The sequence below is a fragment of the Paenibacillus sp. BK720 genome (assembly GCF_011761545.1).
In the GTDB taxonomy this organism is placed as follows: Bacteria; Bacillota; Bacilli; order Paenibacillales; family Paenibacillaceae; genus Pristimantibacillus.
On the sequence record NZ_JAASRQ010000007.1, the window covers coordinates 162,759 to 182,099 of the forward strand.

Here is a 19,341-nt window from a genome sequence, read left to right on the forward strand (position 1 = left end):
CCCCGAATGACAAAATATGCGGTATAGAATTAATTCTAGCATAGATTGCGGAGATATTGAGCAGATATTGCTGTACATTTGGATTATAAGAAATCCAATAACAGCCAATAAGGAGATGTGCAAACCAATGTCTAACAAGAAAACGTACGTGCAAGTCGGAACCGGGGGGCGCGCGGAATTTTTTTACGGAGCGATTGCCACGACCTACCGCGAAACATCGGAGCTGCTTGCCTTTTGCGATATTAACCAGACCCGCATGAACTACGCGAACAAGCTTCTGCAGGACAAATACGATTACCCGGCCGTGAAGACATACAGGAGCGACGAGTTCGAACGCATGATCGAGGAGATCAAGCCGCAATTTGTGATCGTTACGACCGTAGACCGCACGCATCATGAATATATTATCCGTGCTCTCGAGCTTGGCTGCGATGTGATTACGGAGAAGCCGATGACGGTAGACGAAGAGAAATGCCAGGAGATTCTGGACGCGGTAGAGCGGACGGGCCGCCAAGTGCGCGTAACGTTCAACTACCGTTATGCTCCGCATCATACAAAAGCCCGCGAGCTTATTGAAAACGGTACCATCGGCGATGTAACCTCTGTTCACTTCGAATGGCTGCTGAATACGCAGCACGGCGCGGACTACTTCCGCAGGTGGCACCGCGACAAACGCAACAGCGGCGGACTCCTTGTTCACAAATCGACGCATCATTTCGATCTCGTGAACTTCTGGATTGGTTCGGAGCCGGATACGGTATTCGCGATGGGCGACCTGCTGTTCTACGGCCGGGAAAATGCCGAGAAGCGCGGCGTTACCAAGTTCTATGACCGCGCGACCGGCAATCCAAACGCGGAGAACGATCCGTTTGCCCTGCCGCTCGACAACAACGAGCATCTGAAAGCGATGTATTACGACGCGGAGAAAGAAGACGGCTACCGCCGCGATCAAAGCGTGTTTGGCGACGGTATCTCGATCGAAGACACGATGAGCGTCATGGTTCGTTACAAGAACAAAGCCCTGCTGACGTATTCTCTTAATGCTTATCTGCCTTGGGAAGGCTACCGGATTGCGTTCAACGGTACCAAAGGCCGCATCGAAATGACGGTAATCGAACAGTCCTACGTGAACTCCGGCGGCGATAAAGCCCTGGAAGGCGCGGTTCAAGGCGTCAACATCATCGTCTTCCCGATGTTTGGCGAAGCCTATACGGCGGAATTCGAAGAAGGCGAAGGCGGCCACGGAGGCGGCGATCCGGTTCTGCTGAACGATATCTTTGGCGTGCCGGTGGAGGACCGCTTCAAGCGCGCGGCTAACCATATTGACGGCGCTCGTTCGATCCTGACAGGCATTGCGGCCAACAAATCGATCCGTACGGGCCAATCGGTGAAAGTCGATGACCTGGTACGCTTTTACGAATAGGGGGAATTTCGGATGAAGGCTTTTATGGATGATCAATTTCTATTAAACAGCGAAACCGCTGCCCGGTTGTACGAGCAATTCGCAAAGCCGATGCCGATTATCGACTATCATTGCCATCTCGATCCGAAAGCGATTTACGAGAATAAGCCATTCCGTAACTTGACCGAGGTATGGCTGTATGGCGATCACTATAAATGGCGCGCGATGCGGGCTAACGGCATTGCGGAGGAGTATGTGACGGGCGGCGAGGGTGTCAGCGATTATGACCGTTTTCTCGCTTATGCCCGGACCGTTCCGATGGCGATCGGCAATCCGCTGTATCATTGGTCCCATCTGGAGCTAAAGCGGCTGTTCGGAATAGATGAAATAATTAACGAGAAGAATGCTCCTGTTATCTGGGGGAAAGCGAATAACGTATTTGAGGGTACGGGGATGACGCCGCAGGAGCTGGTGCGCGTTTCCAATGTGCGCGTCGTATGCACAACGGATGACCCGGCGGATTCGCTGGAGTATCACATCAAGCTAAGGGAGGAAGACCGGCACGGCTTTCAGGTTAGGCCGTCGTTTCGTCCGGACAAGGCGCTCGAGATCAACCGCGCGACGTTCCTGCCTTGGATCAGCCGTCTGGAAGAGGCAAGCGGTTATGAAGTCTCTGACTACAGCCTGCTGCTGAAAGCGCTGAAGGAGAGAGTGGAATTCTTCCATCAGACCGGCTGTCTGCTGTCCGACCATGCCATCGACACGGTTCTGCATGCGGATGCGACGGAAGAGCAAGCGGCTGCGATCTTTGCGAAAGCTCTCCGCGGCGAACCGGTAAGCCTGGAGGAAGAAGCGCAATACAAGACCTTCACGCTGGTCTGCCTGTCCCGTCTGTATGCCGATCATGGCTGGGCGATGCAGCTTCATATTCACGCGCATCGCAACAACAACGCAGCGATGATGAAACGTCTGGGTCCGGATACCGGTTATGATTCCATTAACACGGGTTCGTTGGCAGAACCGCTTGTCCGATTGCTCGACAGCATGGAAAATAACGGAGGCCTGCCGCGCACGATTCTTTATTCCTTGAATGCTTCGGATAACGACGTGCTTGCGTCCATTATCGGCAGCTTCCAGGACGGCACGATTCCTGGAAAAATCCAGCTTGGCTCGGCATGGTGGTTCAACGATACGATCGACGGCATGCTTGCCCAAATGAAATCGCTCGCGAATATGGGCTTGATCAGCCGGTTTGTCGGCATGCTAACCGACTCGCGGAGCTTCCTGTCTTATCCGCGCCACGAGTACTTCCGCCGGATTCTGTGCAATTTGCTTGGCGACTGGGTGGAATCCGGGCAAGTGCCCGCGGATATGGAACTGCTTGGTTCTATCGTGGAAGGCATCTGCTACCGCAACGCGGAGCAATATTTCCGTTTTGGTTCGGAATCGGCGAGCATTCAGGTTCAGGCGGAGGTTGCCCAATGAGCGCTCTGACGAATAATCTGCCATCCTTGAATTATGCCAGCCTGAAGGAAGGAGAGGCTTCATCCTATAACCGGATGAAGTCTTATCCGGTAAAGGTGCTGCAGATTGGCGAAGGCAATTTCCTTCGCGGCTTTGTGGATTGGATGATTCACCGCTGCAATGAACAGGGGCTTTTTAACGGCAGCATTGCGGTATCCCAGCCTCGTCCAACGGGCGCAGCGAAGCTGCGGGAGCTCAGGGAGCAGGACGGTCTGTATTATCAATGGATCAGAGGACTGCATGAAGGGGAGCTCGTTGATCGCCGCGAGCTGATCTCGGTCTTCTCTGACTTTATTGATCCGTATCAGGAATGGGACCGTTTCCTCGCGCTTGCGGCTAACCCTGACCTGGAGCTTGTCGTGTCCAATACGACGGAAGCGGGTCTGGTCTACCAGACATCGGAATGGGCGCCGGATCAGCCGGTTTTATCGTACCCGGGTAAGCTCACGCTGCTTCTGTACCGCCGGTTTGAGCATTTCGGCGGCGATCCGGCAAAAGGTCTTCTATTGCTGCCTTGCGAGCTTGTTGAGCGTAACGGCGATAAGCTGCGCGATATCGTGCTGCAGCATGCTTCGGATTGGAAGCTGCCAGAAGCGTTCTTGGCGTGGATCCGGAAGCATAACCGTTTCCTGAATTCGCTGGTAGACCGCATTGTAACGGGCTTCCCGGCCGAAGAAGCGAATGAGCGTTATGCGGAATGGGGGATCAAGGACCTTCTCTTGAATGCGGCTGAGCCTTATCATATTTGGGCGATTGAAGGGGAAGAGGAGCTTGACGAACGATTTCCGTTCGTAAAGGCGGGATTAAACGTCGTATGGACAAACGATCTGCAGTCCTATCAGCTCCGGAAGGTACGGATCCTGAATGGAGCGCATACCTGGATGGCGGCATACGGGCTGCTGAAGGGACTAAATGAAGTTCGCGAAGTCATCGAGCATCCGGAGTACGGCGCACAACTGCGCGAAGTCGTTTTCAATGAGATTGTGCCATCCGTTCCGCTGCCGGAAGCGGAGATGAAGGCTTATGCGGAGCAGGTTATCGAACGGTTCGCCAATCCCTACGTGCGGCATAAGCTGATTGATATTGCGATGAATAGTTTATCCAAATTCAAGGTGCGTCTGCTGCCGACTCTAATGGCTTATCACGAGCGAACTGGCGATTTGCCTCCGTTAATTGTAAAGGCATTCGCCTCCTTGCTTAAGCTGTACCGAGTAAAGGAATCGGAGGAAGGCGTTTATGCCGGCAGCCGTCTGGATGGAAGACGGCTGCTCATCCGCGACGATGCGGCGATGCTGGCGGAGCTTGCCTCCCTTTGGAACAGGGTGGATAACGGCGAGCTCAGCTTGAAGGAGCTGCTGGAGACTGTTCTCGGGCGCGACGCATGGTGGGGAACGGATCTAAACGGATTAGCCGGCCTGGCGGACCGGTTAACGTCCGAGTTTGCGCAATTGGAGGAACAAGCATGAGAAATGCTACGATTACAAACGCAACGCTGCTTCATCCGCAGGACGATGTCGTTATCGCTCTGAGGGATATCGAACCCGGCGAGATCGTCAGATGGCCTTCGGCCGACGGCAGCGAGCAATCGGTTACGGTGGACAAAGCGGTGCCGCGCGGGCATAAAATTATGATTCAACCCGTTGCGGCCGGCGCTCATGTCCATAAATTCGGTTACTCGATTGGAATTGCCAGAGAAGATATAACGCCTGGCAGCTGGGTTCATACGCATAATCTCCGTACCGGATTAGGCGAGGTTCTGGAGTATGAATACAAGCCTAAGACGGATACGGCTAGGGCAGAGGTCAGTCCGTCTTGGCCGTCAACCTTCAAAGGTTACGTTCGCGAAGACGGCGAGATCGGAATACGGAATGAAATTTGGATTATCAACACGGTTGGCTGCATTAACAAAACTTGCGAGACGCTGGCCAAGCTTGCTGGCCGCCAGTTCGAAGGGCAAGGAATTGACGGCGTGTACCATTTCCCTCATCCGTACGGCTGCTCCCAGCTTGGCGACGATTTGACGGCGACGCAGAAGCTGCTGTCCGCGCTTGTCCGGCACGGAAATGCGGCCGGCGTGCTTGTCATCGGTCTCGGCTGCGAGAATAACCAGATTGAAGCCTTCAAGAAAGCGATTGGCGATTATAATCCGGACCGCGTTAAGTTCTTGAAATCCCAAGAGGTGGAGGATGAGCTGGAGGAAGGGCTCAAGCTGATCGAACAGCTGGTCCGGTACGCCAGCGGATTCAAACGTCAGGAGCTGCCTCTTGCCAAGCTGCGGATTGGCCTGAAATGCGGCGGTTCAGACGGGTTTTCCGGCATTACGGCGAACCCTCTGGTGGGCCGTATCGCGGACGCGATTACGGCTGCCGGGGGCACGGCGCTGTTAACGGAAGTGCCGGAGATGTTTGGCGCGGAGACGATTCTAATGGACCGCGCGGCGGATGAGCAAGTTTTCGACGGGATAGTTAGCCTCGTTAATGACTTTAAAGGCTATTTTATCCGCCATGGCCAGGAGATCTACGAGAATCCGTCACCGGGCAACAAGGACGGCGGGATTACGACGCTTGAGGAAAAGTCGCTTGGCTGCACGCAAAAGGGCGGCCATGCAACGGTAACCGACGTTCTCCAGTATGGGGAACCGTCAAGAAAACCGGGCCTCAATCTCGTTCAAGCGCCCGGCAATGATCTGGTATCGGTTACGGCTTTATCGGCTGCGGGCGCTCATATCGTGTTGTTTACGACGGGACGCGGCACGCCTTTTGGCGGTCCGGTTCCAACGGTCAAGATCGCGACAAATACGCAGCTGGCGGAACGAAAAAAGAACTGGATCGATTACAACGCGGGTCAGCTGATCGAAGGAAAGCGGATGGAGGAGCTTCAGGAAGAGCTGCTTCACCAGATTGTCGAGCTTGCTTCAGGCGAGAGGGAGACGAACAACGAGCGTAACGGCTTCCGCGAGATTGCGATTTTTAAAGACGGCGTTATTCTATAGTCATTTATGAACCGGGCTGTCTCTTAATGGGCAGCCTGGTTTTTCCGTTTTGAAGGCGGGTCGGAAGTCATGTATACTAATAGGCACTTACATAAGATTTACGGGAGGCCTATTACGATGAGTCAGCGTTACCGCATTACTAGATCTTTGAAGGAAACAGGCAACGTTCAGGATATGACGTTAGACGAATGCAAGCAATTGTTTGCAGCCAAGCCGGATTTCGAATACACCACGGTCTTTACGGTAAAAGGCCCGGAGAGCACGATGTCCATTGAGGGCGATTTCTTTATGTGGAGCTATGGGGAGGTTAAGATTCCTTTCCGGCTGTATAGCGGCGATCTCTATGTGGCAGTAAGCAATGAGGCGGTAGTTCCGAAAATGCTCGAAATCGCAAGCGAGCTGGAAGCGGATATCGTGGAAGGCTAGATAAAAAACCAACTCCGAGATGTGAAAAGCGGAGTTGGTTTTTTTGTTAACTTAGGATCGTTCATCGCCCACATAGCGGTCCCGGGCAGCACCCATGCCAAATATAAAGATAAGCAAACTTGCGGCAATGAGCATACCTATCGATACCGTCCAGCGATGGGTCATGTCGTGGATCATCCCGAAGACGAGCGGGCCGATAGCCGCCAGAAGGTAGCCGACCGATTGCGCCATTCCGGACAACTGCGCCGCGGCATGGGAAGTGCGGGTACGCAGGGTGAAAAACAGCATCGCGAGGCTAAACGAGCCTGCGCCGGCAACGCCGATAAGCACCGACCATAACGGAACCAAGCCGTTTCCGTCCAGCAGCAAGCCGCCTATGCCAACCAGGTACAGCACCGTTGTAATAACGACGAGTACTCGTTGACTCTTCATCCGGCTTGCAATGATTGGGATAACAAACGTAAACGGCAGCATCGAGAACTGGATAAGCGACAGCATCCAGCCGGCGGTATCATTGGTCATGCCACGGCTGTTCAGAATTTCCGGAAGCCAGGCAACAAGATTGTAGAAGATAAAGGATTGCAGTCCCATAAACAAAGTAACCTGCCAAGCAAGTGAGGAGCGCCAAGGCTTGGCTTCACCCGCAGCCGTACTCGCTTGGGATATAGTAGCCGTTTGACGGGACTGGTTCATTCTAGGCAGCCAGAAGACGATGCCCACGGCCGTCAGCACGAGCCAGCAGCTTAACGCGCCTTGCCAGCCAAAGCCCGCATCGCGGGCAAGCGGTACGCTAATGCCGGAAGCAAGAGCGCCGCATAGGTTCATCGATACCGAATATATACCGGTCATTAAGCCGATTTTGTTTGAGAAATCTTTTTTTACAAGGCTGGGAATAAGGACGTTGCAGACGGCAATGGACAAGCCGATCAGGATCGTCCCGCCAAACAGGGCAACGGAGCTTGAAATGGAGCGGCATAACGTACCGATTCCGATAAAAATCAAAGCGATAAATATGACGCGTTCCACTCCGTATCGCCGGGCGAGCTGCGGGGCGAAGGGAGACATAAACGTGAACGCGAGCAAAGGAACGGTTGTCAAAAGTCCGGCAACGGAATTGGAGATTCCGGTTGATTCGCGGATGTAGCTGACTAACGGTCCGACCGAAGTGATGGGAGCCCTAAGATTGGCAGCTACGAAAATAAGGCTTAAAGCGAGCAGCAGACCGGAAATTTTCTTAAGGTCTGCTTTTGTTATTTTGCTGATTTGTTCCATGTTGTTCTAGTCCTCCGGTGATATCTTCATTCTGAAAATGCTGCTGTGTTTCTCCGATGTATTGGTGTACCATCTCTACCGCTTTGGCGCTGTCCTGCTCTTTAATCGCCTCAAGCAGCCGTGCGTGGTTGTCATGGAAGCCGTGGAACCGGTCTCTGTTAAACATGTCCACAAGAATAGGAGGTACGCTGTCGGAAATATAATCGTACAGCTCGATAAGCAGCCCGTTGCGCGAGGAAGCGAATATGGCCTGATGGAACTCCATATCCCAATGGGCGTAACCGTCGGCATCCGTCCTGTGAATAGCCTCTTTACACTGCTCCAGACAATAAGCCATCCGTTCCAAGTCCTCCTCGTCCCGCCGCTCTGCGGAGAGACTAGCCGCTTCTTTTTCCAAGGCATGCCGGACCTCCAGCGTTTCCAGCCAGCTGGATCGTTGAATCCGCTTCTTTAGTACGGGTCCAAGCGCGCTGGAGGAGCTGACGTAAGTGCCGTCGCCTTGTCTTGTTTTCAGCAATCCGGCATGGGTTAAGGCACGGATCGCTTCCCTCAGCGTATTGCGGCTGACTTGCAGCTGCTCCATCAGCTCAGGCTCAGGGGGAACCTTTGTGCCAACCGCCCATTGACCGGAAGCAATTAATCCTTCAATCTGTTCAGCCACTTGTTCAACCAGTGTTAGTCGCTTTGTTTGCTTTAGCATAGCATTGCTCCTTCCCAAACGTTCAAACGTAGGATGTTTGGTTATTTTACACCGGAAGAAAACATTTTGCAATAAAAAAGACCATTTCCCGGCAAGAGGGAAACGGTCTGGGTATTTAAAGGATTCTTGTAAGCTTCTCCGGATTGGAGATGGAGTATACGGAACGAATTTTACCCGTTTGTTCATCGGGCTCGAACAGATAGACCTTAACGGGCTCGTTATCCTTGATTTGCAGCAATCCTTGCTGTCCGCTGACGATAATCGGCTGCCAGCTTCCTTCAAAGGCGCCTTTCCGCGCAATGCCCTCCAAAAAGGCGATAATTCTGCCCGGACCCATAATCGGATTAAGCGCAGAGCGCACGATGCCTCCGCCGTCCGTCAGCATGACCGCGTCATCGGTAAGAAGATGGATGAAGCTTTCCAGCCGTCCCGAATAGATCGCTTCGGAGAAGGACTGCACGAAGCGGGTCATGGATTCATCGAGCGTAGCCTTATTCTCTTCGCTTCGCGAAGAAGAGTGACCGATCTTGGCGGACGCACGGCTGAATATTTTCCGGCAGGCCGCTTCGGATTTATCCAGCAAGGCGGCGATCTCCGAGTATTCATAACCGAAGGATTCCCGCAGGACAAATACGGCACGCTCGGGCGGCGTGCAGTTCTGAAGCAGCACGAGTAGGGCATAGCCCAACTGTTCATGCTGAATCACATTATCGAGAGGCGAGGATTCCGGGGTTCCGTCACTGACCGGCTCGGGCAGCCATTGTCCCGGGTAGCTCTCGCGCTTTCGCGGAGCCGATTTCATTACGTTTAAGACTCGATTGGTAAGGAGTTTGACCAAATACGCTTTTGGATGCGAGATGTCGATGCCATTAAGCTTGCTTACGGTAACGAACACATCCTGGACCGCGTCTTCCGCTTCACTCATCGAACCCAGCATCCGGTAGGCGATGGAAGTTAGAAGCGGTTTATACTCCCGGTAAAGCTGTTCAATATCCAAAGCTGTATCGCTAGCCGTCAAATCTTATCGACCTCCAAAATTTAACTATTTTGATCATACTCTAACGAACGGCAAGAAACCACCCTCATCCCGAGGAGTGGTTTATTTGACTATTAAAGGTGACGCTTAATTCACGAAACAGTCAGGGAACATGCCTGTTGCAATCGCTACGCGGTTCCAGCTGTTGATTGCGTTTATGGCTAAAAGGAGTCCTACATATTCCTCTTCGGTAAAAGCATCTTATGATTCCTCCATTTATCTCGTATCTGTCGGTTTCGTATCTAAGACAATCGAACGGCCGGATTTGTGACAGGGGGCGAAGAAAAGATTTATTAATTTTGTTCCCGTCTTTGAGTTCATAGGTGGGAAAGAGCTGGCCAAGTTTATAAAAAATGCCTTGACGCGGGCCGCTAATCCGGATTACACTAGCACCAGTTATTTAGTAAATTAGTAAATTACTAAACAAGTAAATACGATCATTTGATTAAACGCAATCGATAGGAAATCCATGATTAAGCTAGCAGCAATCAATCGGAAAGAGGTGAGGACAGCAGCTCAGTTGTATCGTCGAAATGACACTAGGGATCGTTTCTCGATCCCATCGCCAATGCAAAAAAATCTTACGAATCACGAGGTAGTTGTTATGTTCTCCAATCGTTATGTGCGTACGATCATTGGTTCCCGGGTGCTGCTGCATCTCGGGATATGGATTCGGAATTACGCGGTATTGCTGTATGTTACGGATCTCACTCACAATAATCCGGTTTATGTCTCTCTTATTTCGGTGGCGGAATTTGCCCCTATCTTCCTGTTCGCCTTAATCGGAGGCACCTTTGCCGACAGATGGCGTCCGAAGCGGACGATGGTGGGGAGCGATCTGCTCTCGGCGCTCTCCGTTGCAGGCGTGCTGCTTGCGCTGATCAACGGCGGTTGGAATGTTCTGCTGATTGGATCCTTTCTATCGGCAAGCCTGTCGCAATTTTCCCAACCTTCCGCGATGAAGCTGTACAAACGCCATGTGCCGGGCGAGCAGCTGCAAGGCGTCATGGCGATGTCCCAAACCCTTGCCGCGGTTTTTACGGTTCTTGGGCCGGTTATTGGCACGCTTATTTTTCTGAAGCTTGGCATTCATGTCTCCCTTATTCTGACGGCCGTCTTATTCCTTGGATCATCGCTTATTCTGGCAACGCTGCCCCGGGATGCGATCGAACGGCATTCCGGCTTCCAATCCGGCTTTATGAGCGAGCTGACAGCCGGCATAAAGTACGTATGGTCGAACCAGGCTCTGCGAACCTTATGCCTCAGCTTTGCGGTTGTCGGATTCGCTTCCGGTCTAACGCAGCCGCTCCAAATTTTTATCGTGGTGGAACAGCTTGGACAGTCAAAAGCCTTTCTGCAATGGCTCGTCATGACAAACGGCGCCGCCATGCTGATTGGAGGTGCCGCGATGATAGGCATAGCGAAAAAAATACAGCCGCAGCGGCTGTTCATCGCCGGTCTGCTAACTACGGCGATCTGCACGATTGGCATCGGCATATCCGCGTTGATTTGGCTGACCATTCTCTTATTGATCATTAGCGGATTGGTATATCCGGCCATTCAAGGAGGCATTCAAACGCTCATCGTGCGCAACACCGAGATGGCCTTTATGGGACGCGTATCAGGGGCTATTATGCCTGCGTTCATGGGAATGATGGTTGTCGGCATGTTTTTGTCGGGCTATTTGAAGGACGCATTCTCGTTGTCGACCGTCTACGCCTTAAGCGGCGTTATTATCATGGCAGGCGTGCTTATTTTGCGGCAGCTTCGAGAACGTCAACCGAATAAATAGGGCAGGCCTGCACATAAATTCCTTCCAAACGTGCAAATTAAGGAAATCCAAATGCCGTTGAGAGGGGTACCGACAACCATGTCATACCATAAAGATCTGCCGCAGTTTCCCGAGTCCTATTGGACTGCATCCCAGCATGAAAAGGGTAAGTTTCCGAAGCTTGAATCAGACGAGGCAGCCGATGTGGTTGTAGTAGGCGGAGGGATTTCCGGTATAACAACCGCTTATTTGTTGAGTCAGGAGGGCCTTCGGGTTGTGCTGCTCGAAGCGGGAGAGATTCTGAACGGAACGACCGCTCACACTACCGCAAAAATCACGGCGCAGCACGATCTGATCTTTGACGAGCTCATCCGCTCGGAAGGCAAGGAAAAAGCTTCGCTCTACTACGGGGCCGCGAAGGACGCCATGGACTTCATCCGCGAAACGATCGGCAAGCATGGGATTGATTGCGGTTATACCGAACAGGACGCCTACGTCTATACCCATCATGCCGATTATGTCGTCAAAGTGGAAAACGAAGCGAAAGCTTATCAGGAGCTAGGCATTCCAGGTGCTTATTTGGACAAAATTCCGCTTAACCTGCCGCTCTTCGGCGCTGTTCGGATGGATGCGCAAGCGCAGTTTCACCCGCTCAACTATTTGCTGAAGCTTGTTCGGGAATTTCTGAAGGCGGGCGGCAAAATCTATGAACAGACAACCGCCGTAGACGTGGAGCATGTGGATACGCCGAAAGTGATGACTAGCGACGGACATCGGGTGGGGTGCAAATATGTTGTTTCCTGTACCCATTTTCCGTTTTACGACGGCCAAGGCTTTTATTTTGCAAGAATGCACGCGGATCGCTCCTATGTGCTTGGCTTGCAGGTGGAAGACGAGTATCCGGGCGGCATGTATCTGAGTGCCGAGGATCCGAAGCGCTCCGTGCGTTATGCCCCGCTCGAGGACGGGAATAAGCTGATTATTCTAGGCGGGCAAAGCCATAAGACGGGACAAGGAATCTGCACGATCAATCATTATGATGAGCTGCGGAAGTTTGCGGAGAATCAGTTCAAGATTAAAGAAATTACCTACAGGTGGTCTGCCCAAGATCTGGTTACGGGGGACAAAATACCGTTTATCGGAAGGATTACGGCGTCTCATCCCGACGTCTTTGTCGCAACGGGCTTCCGCAAATGGGGGATGACGAACGGTACGGCGGCTGCCCTCATTATCCGGGATCTTATTATGGAGAAGGATAACCCGTACGCGGAGCTGTTTACGCCTTCCCGGTCCCTGTCATGGAAAACAGTCGGCAAGCTGATCTCGGACAACGCGGATGTTGCGAAGCATCTGATTTCCGGCAAGCTGGAGTATGTCAAGAAACGTCCGGAGCAGCTTGAAAAGGACGAAGGCAGCGTCGTGCAGATTCAAGGCCGCCGTGCAGGAGGATACCGGGATAAAGACGGTCAGCTCTTTCTCGTCGATACGACCTGCACGCATATGGGCTGCGAGGTGGAATGGAATAACGGGGAACGGACCTGGGATTGCCCTTGCCACGGCTCGCGCTTCTCGATTACCGGCGAAGTTGTCGAAGGACCGGCGGAAAAGCCTTTAGTGCGCTTGTGAAACAACGAAAACCAGCCCACATTCCTAGTCATAGGGATAGGGCTGGTTTTTTCGTGTTGCCTATTTATCGGCGATAAAAGTTGCGCTGAGATGCGCGAGGATCTCTTCCGGCGTATAACCGCGGACCTCCCGCTGGAACAGATACGATTCGCTGCTTACGCCATTGAGGAGCATATCGGCGCGGAATACGCTGTTCGGCTCGGGCTTACCTTCAGCGGCAAGCATCTCGTCAAACAGCTGAACAAGGATTTCATGCAGCTCATGGTAGAGAGGGCCTTTTTGCCGGGTGCTCGGCCGGTTGGCTTGCGAAGAATCCTCAACGCCGCGCAGCAGCTGGGATTTCTTTTCGCGGAACTTGATAAACAAGCCAAGAATACCCTTTAGTCTGGAGCTTGGCGAGTCGGAGTGATGATCTTCGAGGTAGGCATAAATATCCTCGAATAAAATTACCAGATTGTCTTTCATAAGATCCAGGCACAGCTCGCTTTTGTTGCGGTAACGCCGGTATAGCGTACCCGGTCCGATTTGCGCTTCTGCGGCAATCTGATTCATGCTGACCTGCTCCACGCCATGCTGTTCGAACAATTGAAGAGCCGCATTTAATATCCGCTGACGGTTCTCGGCGGCATCCCGGCGTTCGGGCTTCAGCGGGTGATTCGTTGATTCTTCATTCATGACCGGATCACTTCCTATCTGCGAAACATGATTTTTAGGCTTGGTTGACAACCGGAGAGCTCTCCGTTTAATATCAAGAGGAGAGTTCTCCGCTTATATTAACATAACCGTTAGGAGTGTGTACAACCGATGTTGAACGCGAAACGAAGCGCATTTGTAATCATGGACTTGCAGAACGGAATCGTATCCCGGTTTGCGGATAACAAAGAGGTTATTCAACCTTTTCAGAAAGCTTTGGAGGCTGCGCGGAAGCATGGGATTCCGGTTATTTTTGTCCGTGTCGGCTTTAACGAAGGCTATCCGGAAGTAAGCCCCCGCAATAAGTCATTTTCGGTGGTTGCGCAGCACGGCGGCATGACGATCCATGACGATGCCACGCAGATTCACGAATCGGTGAAGCCGCTGCCGGGCGAGCCGGTCGTTACGAAGTTCCGGATCAGCGCTTTTGCCGGAAGCAATCTGGAGGTTATTCTTCGCGCGAAGCAGGTCGAGAATCTTATTCTCTGCGGCATCTCGACAAGCGGAGTTGTATTGTCTACGATCCGCGAGGCGGCAGACAAGGATTATGCCATTACCGTATTGCAGGATGCCTGTCTGGATGCGGATCCCGAAGTTCACCGCGTCCTAACCGAGAAGGTCTTCCCGCGTCAGGCGGACGTGAAGACGGTTGAGGCCTGGATCGAGACCTTGGGATAGAGCACCCGGCAGCAGCAGGAGGAAGGGAGATGACAGGTATGCCGATTTGGAAAAGAAACCTGTTCGTCTGTTGGTTTGGCGTATTCGTCGCAAGCATCGGCATGAGCCAGATCGCCCCGGTGTTGCCTTTGTACATCCACCATCTGGGCGTTTCCGATACCCGAATGGTAGAGCAGTATTCCGGTTTAGCGTTTGGGATTACCTTTATTCTGTCCGCCGTGTTTTCCCCGATATGGGGAATCGCGGCGGACAAATACGGGCGAAAGCCGATGCTGCTGCGGGCCAGCCTCGGCATGGCGATCGTTATTTTCAGCATGGGCTTTGCCCAAAACGTGTATGAGCTGATTGGCCTTCGCCTGCTGCAGGGAATCATTACAGGATACGCCTCGGCTTGCACGGCGCTGATTGCAACGCAGACCGAGAAAGCCCATGCCGGCTGGGCGCTTGGGACCTTGTCTACGGCCGGGATTGCGGGTTCCTTGTTAGGTCCGTCGATCGGCGGTTTCATAGAATTGCATTTCGGCATGCGGAATGTGTTCTTTATTACCGGAGTTCTTTTATTGTTCGCTTTTTTAACAACCTTGTTGTTTGTGAAAGAGAATTTCACGCGCATAGACCAAAAAGCGCAGAAGATGAAGGAAGTCTGGGGCAGTATCCCCGAGAAGAACCTGACGATCACTTTGTTCGTGACGTATTTTGCCTTGACTCTCGCCATGTATTCCATTGAGCCCGTGCTAACGGTGTACGTAACAAGCTTAACGAGCAGTACCGAGCATGTGGCTTTGTTGGCCGGGTTTATATTTTCCGCGTCCGGGCTGGCCAACATGATCGCCGCGCCAAGGCTCGGCAGGCTTTCGGATAAGATTGGCGCGCACAAAGTGATGCTGGCCGCTTTGATTGTTGCCGGACTGTTGTTTATACCGCAGGCATTGGTCCATCAGCCTTGGGAGCTTATGGCGCTTCGATTTTTATTGGGACTGGCGGCAGGTGGACTAAATCCGTCGGTTAATATTCTGATCAAAAAAATCACGCCGGATGCTCTCACGGGAAGGATGTTTGGTTTTACAATGTCTGCTGGTTATTTAGGCGTTTTCATCGGTTCGATTCTCGGCGGGCAAATAGCGGCGTGGTTAGGCATCCGGGCAGTCTTTTTGACAACGGGAGCCATCCTGCTGCTGAACGCGTTATGGGTCTACGCGAAAGCTTACAAGACGCTCAATCTCAGAGCGGCAGCCAGCCGTTAATTTTTTTGCGAAAATGGGTTTACCTCGGATTCGTTTTTTGTTATTATAACTGCAATATGAAATGCAATGACGAGACGAGTAGATAAATCAATTCTTTTCCAGAGAGCTCCGGCATGCTGAAAAGGAGTAAAGAATGATTTATTGAAGAAAGACTCTGAGCAGCGCATCGGAACCGGCAAGGCTGGGGATGGTGTGACAGGAGCTCCTGTTATAGAGCTAGAGTATAAGCATTGGGACTGCAATGCCGTACTTGAAGAGGCTGATATGGCGACATATCCGCGAATTTAGGGTGGTACCACGGGTATTCAAATCTCGTCCCTGAGACTACGGTCTTGGGGGTGGGATTTTTTTATTTTTCGCGGCTAGCAAAGGGATTTGTACCGCATACATGTAAGGTATAAGGTACGGCATACAAAATCAGACTGAGAGGATTTGAAGAACAAATGTCGCAAAAACTTAAAGTTGGTATTGTTGGTGGAACGGGCATGGTTGGCCAGCGCTTCGTGCAATTGCTGGATCAGCATCCTTGGTTTGAAGTAACGGCTATTGCCGCAAGCGCAGGCTCGGCAGGCAAAACGTATGTGGAATCGGTTCAAAACAGATGGAAGCTTGACACTCCAATCCCTGAAGCGGTTAAAAATATCGTGGTCCAGGACGCATCGAAGGTCGAAGAGGTTGCTGAGGGCGTTGATTTTGTATTCTGCGCGGTAGATATGCCTAAGAAAGAGATCCAGGCGCTCGAAGAAGCTTACGCGAAGACGGGTACGCCTGTCGTGTCCAACAACTCGGCTCACCGCTGGACGGCGGACGTTCCTATGGTTATTCCCGAAATCAACCCGGAACATCTTGAAGTTATTGAAGCCCAAAGAAAACGTCTCGGTACAACGACCGGTTTTATCGCGGTAAAACCGAACTGCTCGATTCAAAGCTATGTACCGGCGCTTCATGCTCTTCGCGAATTCAAGCCAACTACCGTCGTAGCTTCGACGTATCAAGCGATCTCCGGCGCAGGCAAGAACTTTACGGACTGGCCGGATATGCTGGATAACGTGATTCCTTACATCGGCGGGGAAGAAGAGAAGAGCGAGCAGGAGCCGCTCCGTATCTGGGGCAGCGTTGAGAACGGCGAAGTCGTGAAAGCAAGCGCTCCGCTGATCACGACGCAGTGCATCCGCGTTCCGGTAACGGACGGTCACCTTGCTACGGTGTTCGTGAATTTCGAGAACAAGCCTTCGAAGGAAGAGATCCTCGCGCGTTGGTCCGAGTACAAAGGCCGTCCGCAAGAGCTGGGTCTGCCAAGCGCGCCTAAGCAATTCATCACGTACTTCGAAGAAGAGAACAGACCGCAAACGAAGCTCGACCGCGACATTGAAAAAGGAATGGGCGTATCCGCAGGCCGTCTGCGCGAGGATACCCTGTACGATTTCAAATTCGTTGGCTTGTCTCATAACACGCTCCGCGGTGCGGCCGGCGGTGCCGTATTGATTGCGGAACTGCTCAAGGCGGAAGGTTATATCCAACCGAAATAATAGAGATTGTTTGCAGCAAGCTCCCCCCAGAATAGCGGGTAAGGAGCTTGCTGTTTTGCTTTCTATTTGCTTTCTAAGAGAAGGAGGAGAACAACAAATGAAATGCGCCGTATTGGATGATTACCAGAACGCTGCATTACGTATGGCGGACTGGTCGCAAGTGACGGATCGGATCGAGGTTCAAGTATTCAATCATCATTTCGAGAATCAGGACGAGCTTATCGCTTCCGTACAGGATTGCGAGATTGTTGTCGTCATGCGGGAAAGAACGCCATTCCGCAAGGAGCTACTGCAGCGGCTGCCTAACCTGAAGCTTCTCGTAACAACCGGTATGCGCAACGCTTCCATTGATCTGGCCACAGCTGCCGAACAGGGAATTACGGTATGCGGCACAAAAGGGGGAGGCGAGGGGACTACCGAGCTGACTTGGGCGCTTATTCTCGGTCTCGCCCGAAAGCTGGTGCCGGAGAACGAAGCGGTTAGAAACGGCGGCTGGCAAAGCACGATTGGCGTCGATCTTCATGGCAAGAGGCTTGGCTTGTTGGGACTTGGCCATATCGGAACCAATGTGGCAAGGATCGGACAAGCCTTCGGCATGAAGGTGACGGCGTGGAGCCGGAACCTGACGGCAGAGAAAGCTGCGGCAGCCGGCGTTACGCTGGCTGGCTCCAAGGAAGAGCTGCTGGAGAGCAGCGACTTCGTTTCGATACATTTGGTGCTAAGCGATCGTACCCGGGGCTTGATTGGTGAAAAAGAGCTGGAGCGGATGCGGCCGACAGCTTTTCTCATTAACACTTCGCGCGGCCCTATTGTGGAGCGGAAGCCTTTGCTTGAAGCTCTTAGGAGCGGCAAAATCGCCGGAGCAGGGATCGACGTATTCGAGCAGGAGCCGCTGCCTCAAGACGATCCGTTCCGCTTGCTCCCGAATGTCCTTGCGACCCCGCATATCGGTTACGTAACGGAAGCGGCGTACCGCGGTTTCTACAAGGGCATTGTAGAAGATATCGAAGCGTATTTGGCAGGTTCGCCGGTGAACGTATTAACATAGTTTCAGAAAAAGAGATAGACTGCCGGTTATGCCGACAGTCTATCTTATTTTTATTTAACCAGCGGCGCTTGAATTAAAGTCGAGAATTTAAATTGATGAACATGACCATCGTTGAAGGTCGTCTGGCCTTTTACAAAATGAACGTGCTTGCCTCTTCCGACGGGGATAGCAGGACCAGTCGTAATTTTTTTTAATTTATGAAAATGATTAAAGAAATCCGTATTGGTCAAGTCAATTTCATGAACATGGCTATTTCCTCGCGGTATCGCCTGTCCGGTAACACCTGCGAAGCGATGATTATGACGATCATTTCCTTCTTCGGCAAGCTGAGTGCTGCCCAGAAACTCATGGACATGACGTTGCACCTTGTAACAAGGTGCAGCTTTTTTGTTAATTGTCGCTCTTCTTCTAAACATAGTTAACAATCCTCCTAATGATAGAACTGCTTCCATGGTATTAAAGTAAGGATCGACCCGTTCTAGGCTATCAGTAAACTCGCTATTAAAAAGGGCGGGTTTTTTTCTGTTTCCTCAATTGGAATAATTCATGAATAATTTAAGATCACTTGGAAGAAAATTAGAAAACCTACTAAATCGGGTAGTAAGGAGACAACGATTATGGCGAACGATAAACCGAATCAGCCGCAGGACGAATCGCGCAGAAGGTTCCTTAAATATTCCGGTACAGCGCTTGGCGGGGTAGTGCTAGGCGGGGTCATCGGAGGACTTGTAGGTTCGAATATGAAGCAGACGGTGAAGGAAACAGCACCGGAACCGGGCAAGTCGGGGACTGCACCAGAGGATAGAGACTATAATCAGGCGCTGATGTTTTTTAGTCAGGATCAGTTCTTGACGGCGGAAGCCGCAACGGAACGGCTCTTTCCGAAGGATGATTTGGGTCCTGGCGCCAAGGAGCTGGGAGTAGCCTTTTTCATCGACCACCAGATGGTCAGTCAATACGGCTATAATGCCCGGGATTATATGCTCCCGCCTTATTACAAGGCGGAGGAAACGCAGGGCTATCAGCTCATCTTCAAACGTCGAGAACTAATCGCGTTAGGATTGGATGCCCTGAATCAATACAGCAATACCAAATACCAGAAGCCGTTTGTCGAAATTGCGCCGGAGGATCAGGATGCCGTTCTGACCGCTTTTGAAAAGAACGATACCAGCATAAAGGATTTCCCTGCGTCGAACTTCTTCGCGATGTTTCTCAATCTGACGCTGGAAGGAGCTTATGCTGACCCTCTATATGGGGGCAACCGGAATATGGCAGGCTGGAAGATGAGAAATTTCCCCGGCAACCAGATGAGTTATACCGAATACGTAGACAAAGACGAGTTTGTCAAACTTGATCCGTTAAGCTTGCACGATCATCTTGAGCTCGGATAGATAAGGGGT

At 52.0% G+C, this 19,341-nt stretch carries 17 protein-coding genes, 1 pseudogene and 1 other annotated feature; of the genes and pseudogenes, 12 read left to right on the forward strand and 6 right to left on the reverse strand.

Annotated features, from left to right (window positions below; genetic code table 11):
- Positions 1-127 precede the first annotated feature (127 nt).
- The 5 genes from FHT67_RS25090 to FHT67_RS25110 all read left to right on the forward strand — a co-directional run bounded on the left by FHT67_RS25090 (position 128) and on the right by FHT67_RS25110 (position 6,344).
- Positions 128-1,423, forward strand: a complete 1,296-nt coding sequence (locus FHT67_RS25090; RefSeq protein ID WP_167201688.1) for a Gfo/Idh/MocA family protein — start codon at positions 128-130, stop codon at positions 1,421-1,423.
- 12 nt (positions 1,424-1,435) lie between these two features.
- The gene (gene uxaC / locus FHT67_RS25095; RefSeq protein WP_167201689.1) at positions 1,436-2,887 is read left to right on the forward strand and encodes a glucuronate isomerase; all 1,452 of its coding nucleotides are present in this window, start codon (positions 1,436-1,438) and stop codon (positions 2,885-2,887) included.
- Positions 2,884-4,392: a tagaturonate reductase gene (locus FHT67_RS25100; RefSeq protein ID WP_167201690.1), complete on the forward strand. Its 1,509-nt coding sequence runs from the start codon at positions 2,884-2,886 to the stop codon at positions 4,390-4,392. The genes uxaC and FHT67_RS25100 overlap by 4 nt, the downstream gene beginning before the upstream one ends.
- Complete coding sequence (locus FHT67_RS25105) at positions 4,389-5,918, forward strand: UxaA family hydrolase (protein WP_207918165.1); 1,530 nt, start codon at positions 4,389-4,391, stop codon at positions 5,916-5,918. The genes FHT67_RS25100 and FHT67_RS25105 overlap by 4 nt, the downstream gene beginning before the upstream one ends.
- A 117-nt stretch (positions 5,919-6,035) precedes the next feature.
- Positions 6,036-6,344, forward strand: coding sequence for a hypothetical protein (locus tag FHT67_RS25110; protein WP_132309248.1), 309 nt, complete (start codon positions 6,036-6,038; stop codon positions 6,342-6,344).
- Between the two features lie 51 nt (positions 6,345-6,395).
- Here FHT67_RS25110 and FHT67_RS25115 read toward each other — a convergent pair whose 3' ends face one another.
- From FHT67_RS25115 to FHT67_RS30710, 4 genes and pseudogenes are all read right to left on the reverse strand, one after another.
- Entirely contained in the window at positions 6,396-7,616 is a 1,221-nt protein-coding gene (locus tag FHT67_RS25115; protein WP_167201691.1) for a CynX/NimT family MFS transporter, read from the reverse strand.
- Complete coding sequence (locus FHT67_RS25120; protein WP_167201692.1) at positions 7,579-8,316, reverse strand: FadR/GntR family transcriptional regulator; 738 nt, start codon at positions 8,314-8,316, stop codon at positions 7,579-7,581. The genes FHT67_RS25115 and FHT67_RS25120 overlap by 38 nt, the downstream gene beginning before the upstream one ends.
- Positions 8,317-8,431: 115 nt before the next feature.
- Positions 8,432-9,334, reverse strand: a complete 903-nt coding sequence (locus FHT67_RS25125; protein ID WP_132309254.1) for a sigma-70 family RNA polymerase sigma factor — start codon at positions 9,332-9,334, stop codon at positions 8,432-8,434.
- Between the two features lie 105 nt (positions 9,335-9,439).
- Positions 9,440-9,547 (reverse strand): annotated as a pseudogene (locus FHT67_RS30710) (carboxymuconolactone decarboxylase family protein); the annotation flags it as partial.
- A gap of 409 nt (positions 9,548-9,956) precedes the next feature.
- Between FHT67_RS30710 and FHT67_RS25130 the strand changes: the two are divergent.
- On the forward strand, positions 9,957-11,144 hold the full coding sequence (locus tag FHT67_RS25130) for an MFS transporter (RefSeq protein ID WP_167201693.1): 1,188 nt from the start codon (positions 9,957-9,959) through the stop codon (positions 11,142-11,144).
- A gap of 78 nt (positions 11,145-11,222) precedes the next feature.
- The gene (locus FHT67_RS25135) at positions 11,223-12,749 is read left to right on the forward strand and encodes an FAD-dependent oxidoreductase (RefSeq protein ID WP_167201694.1); all 1,527 of its coding nucleotides are present in this window, start codon (positions 11,223-11,225) and stop codon (positions 12,747-12,749) included.
- A 60-nt stretch (positions 12,750-12,809) separates the two neighbouring features.
- On the opposite strand, the gene FHT67_RS25140 is transcribed toward FHT67_RS25135, so the two are convergent.
- Entirely contained in the window at positions 12,810-13,424 is a 615-nt protein-coding gene (locus FHT67_RS25140; RefSeq protein ID WP_167201695.1) for a TetR/AcrR family transcriptional regulator, read from the reverse strand.
- A gap of 129 nt (positions 13,425-13,553) precedes the next feature.
- Here FHT67_RS25140 and FHT67_RS25145 point away from each other — a divergent pair, with 129 nt between their 5' ends.
- The 4 genes from FHT67_RS25145 to FHT67_RS25160 all read left to right on the forward strand — a co-directional run bounded on the left by FHT67_RS25145 (position 13,554) and on the right by FHT67_RS25160 (position 17,941).
- Positions 13,554-14,120: a cysteine hydrolase family protein gene (locus FHT67_RS25145; protein ID WP_132309262.1), complete on the forward strand. Its 567-nt coding sequence runs from the start codon at positions 13,554-13,556 to the stop codon at positions 14,118-14,120.
- Positions 14,121-14,149: 29 nt separating this feature from the next.
- Complete coding sequence (locus tag FHT67_RS25150; RefSeq protein ID WP_481856081.1) at positions 14,150-15,364, forward strand: multidrug efflux MFS transporter; 1,215 nt, start codon at positions 14,150-14,152, stop codon at positions 15,362-15,364.
- Between the two features lie 57 nt (positions 15,365-15,421).
- Positions 15,422-15,687 (forward strand) — a binding site (T-box leader).
- 120 nt (positions 15,688-15,807) lie between these two features.
- On the forward strand, positions 15,808-16,893 hold the full coding sequence (gene asd, locus FHT67_RS25155) for an aspartate-semialdehyde dehydrogenase (protein WP_132309264.1): 1,086 nt from the start codon (positions 15,808-15,810) through the stop codon (positions 16,891-16,893).
- Between the two features lie 97 nt (positions 16,894-16,990).
- Entirely contained in the window at positions 16,991-17,941 is a 951-nt protein-coding gene (locus tag FHT67_RS25160) for a D-2-hydroxyacid dehydrogenase family protein (protein WP_132309266.1), read from the forward strand.
- 50 nt (positions 17,942-17,991) lie between these two features.
- Here FHT67_RS25160 and FHT67_RS25165 read toward each other — a convergent pair whose 3' ends face one another.
- Positions 17,992-18,357, reverse strand: a complete 366-nt coding sequence (locus tag FHT67_RS25165; protein ID WP_132309268.1) for a YmaF family protein — start codon at positions 18,355-18,357, stop codon at positions 17,992-17,994.
- 201 nt (positions 18,358-18,558) lie between these two features.
- Here FHT67_RS25165 and FHT67_RS25170 point away from each other — a divergent pair, with 201 nt between their 5' ends.
- Entirely contained in the window at positions 18,559-19,332 is a 774-nt protein-coding gene (locus FHT67_RS25170) for a gluconate 2-dehydrogenase subunit 3 family protein (RefSeq protein WP_167201696.1), read from the forward strand.
- Positions 19,333-19,341 lie beyond the last annotated feature (9 nt).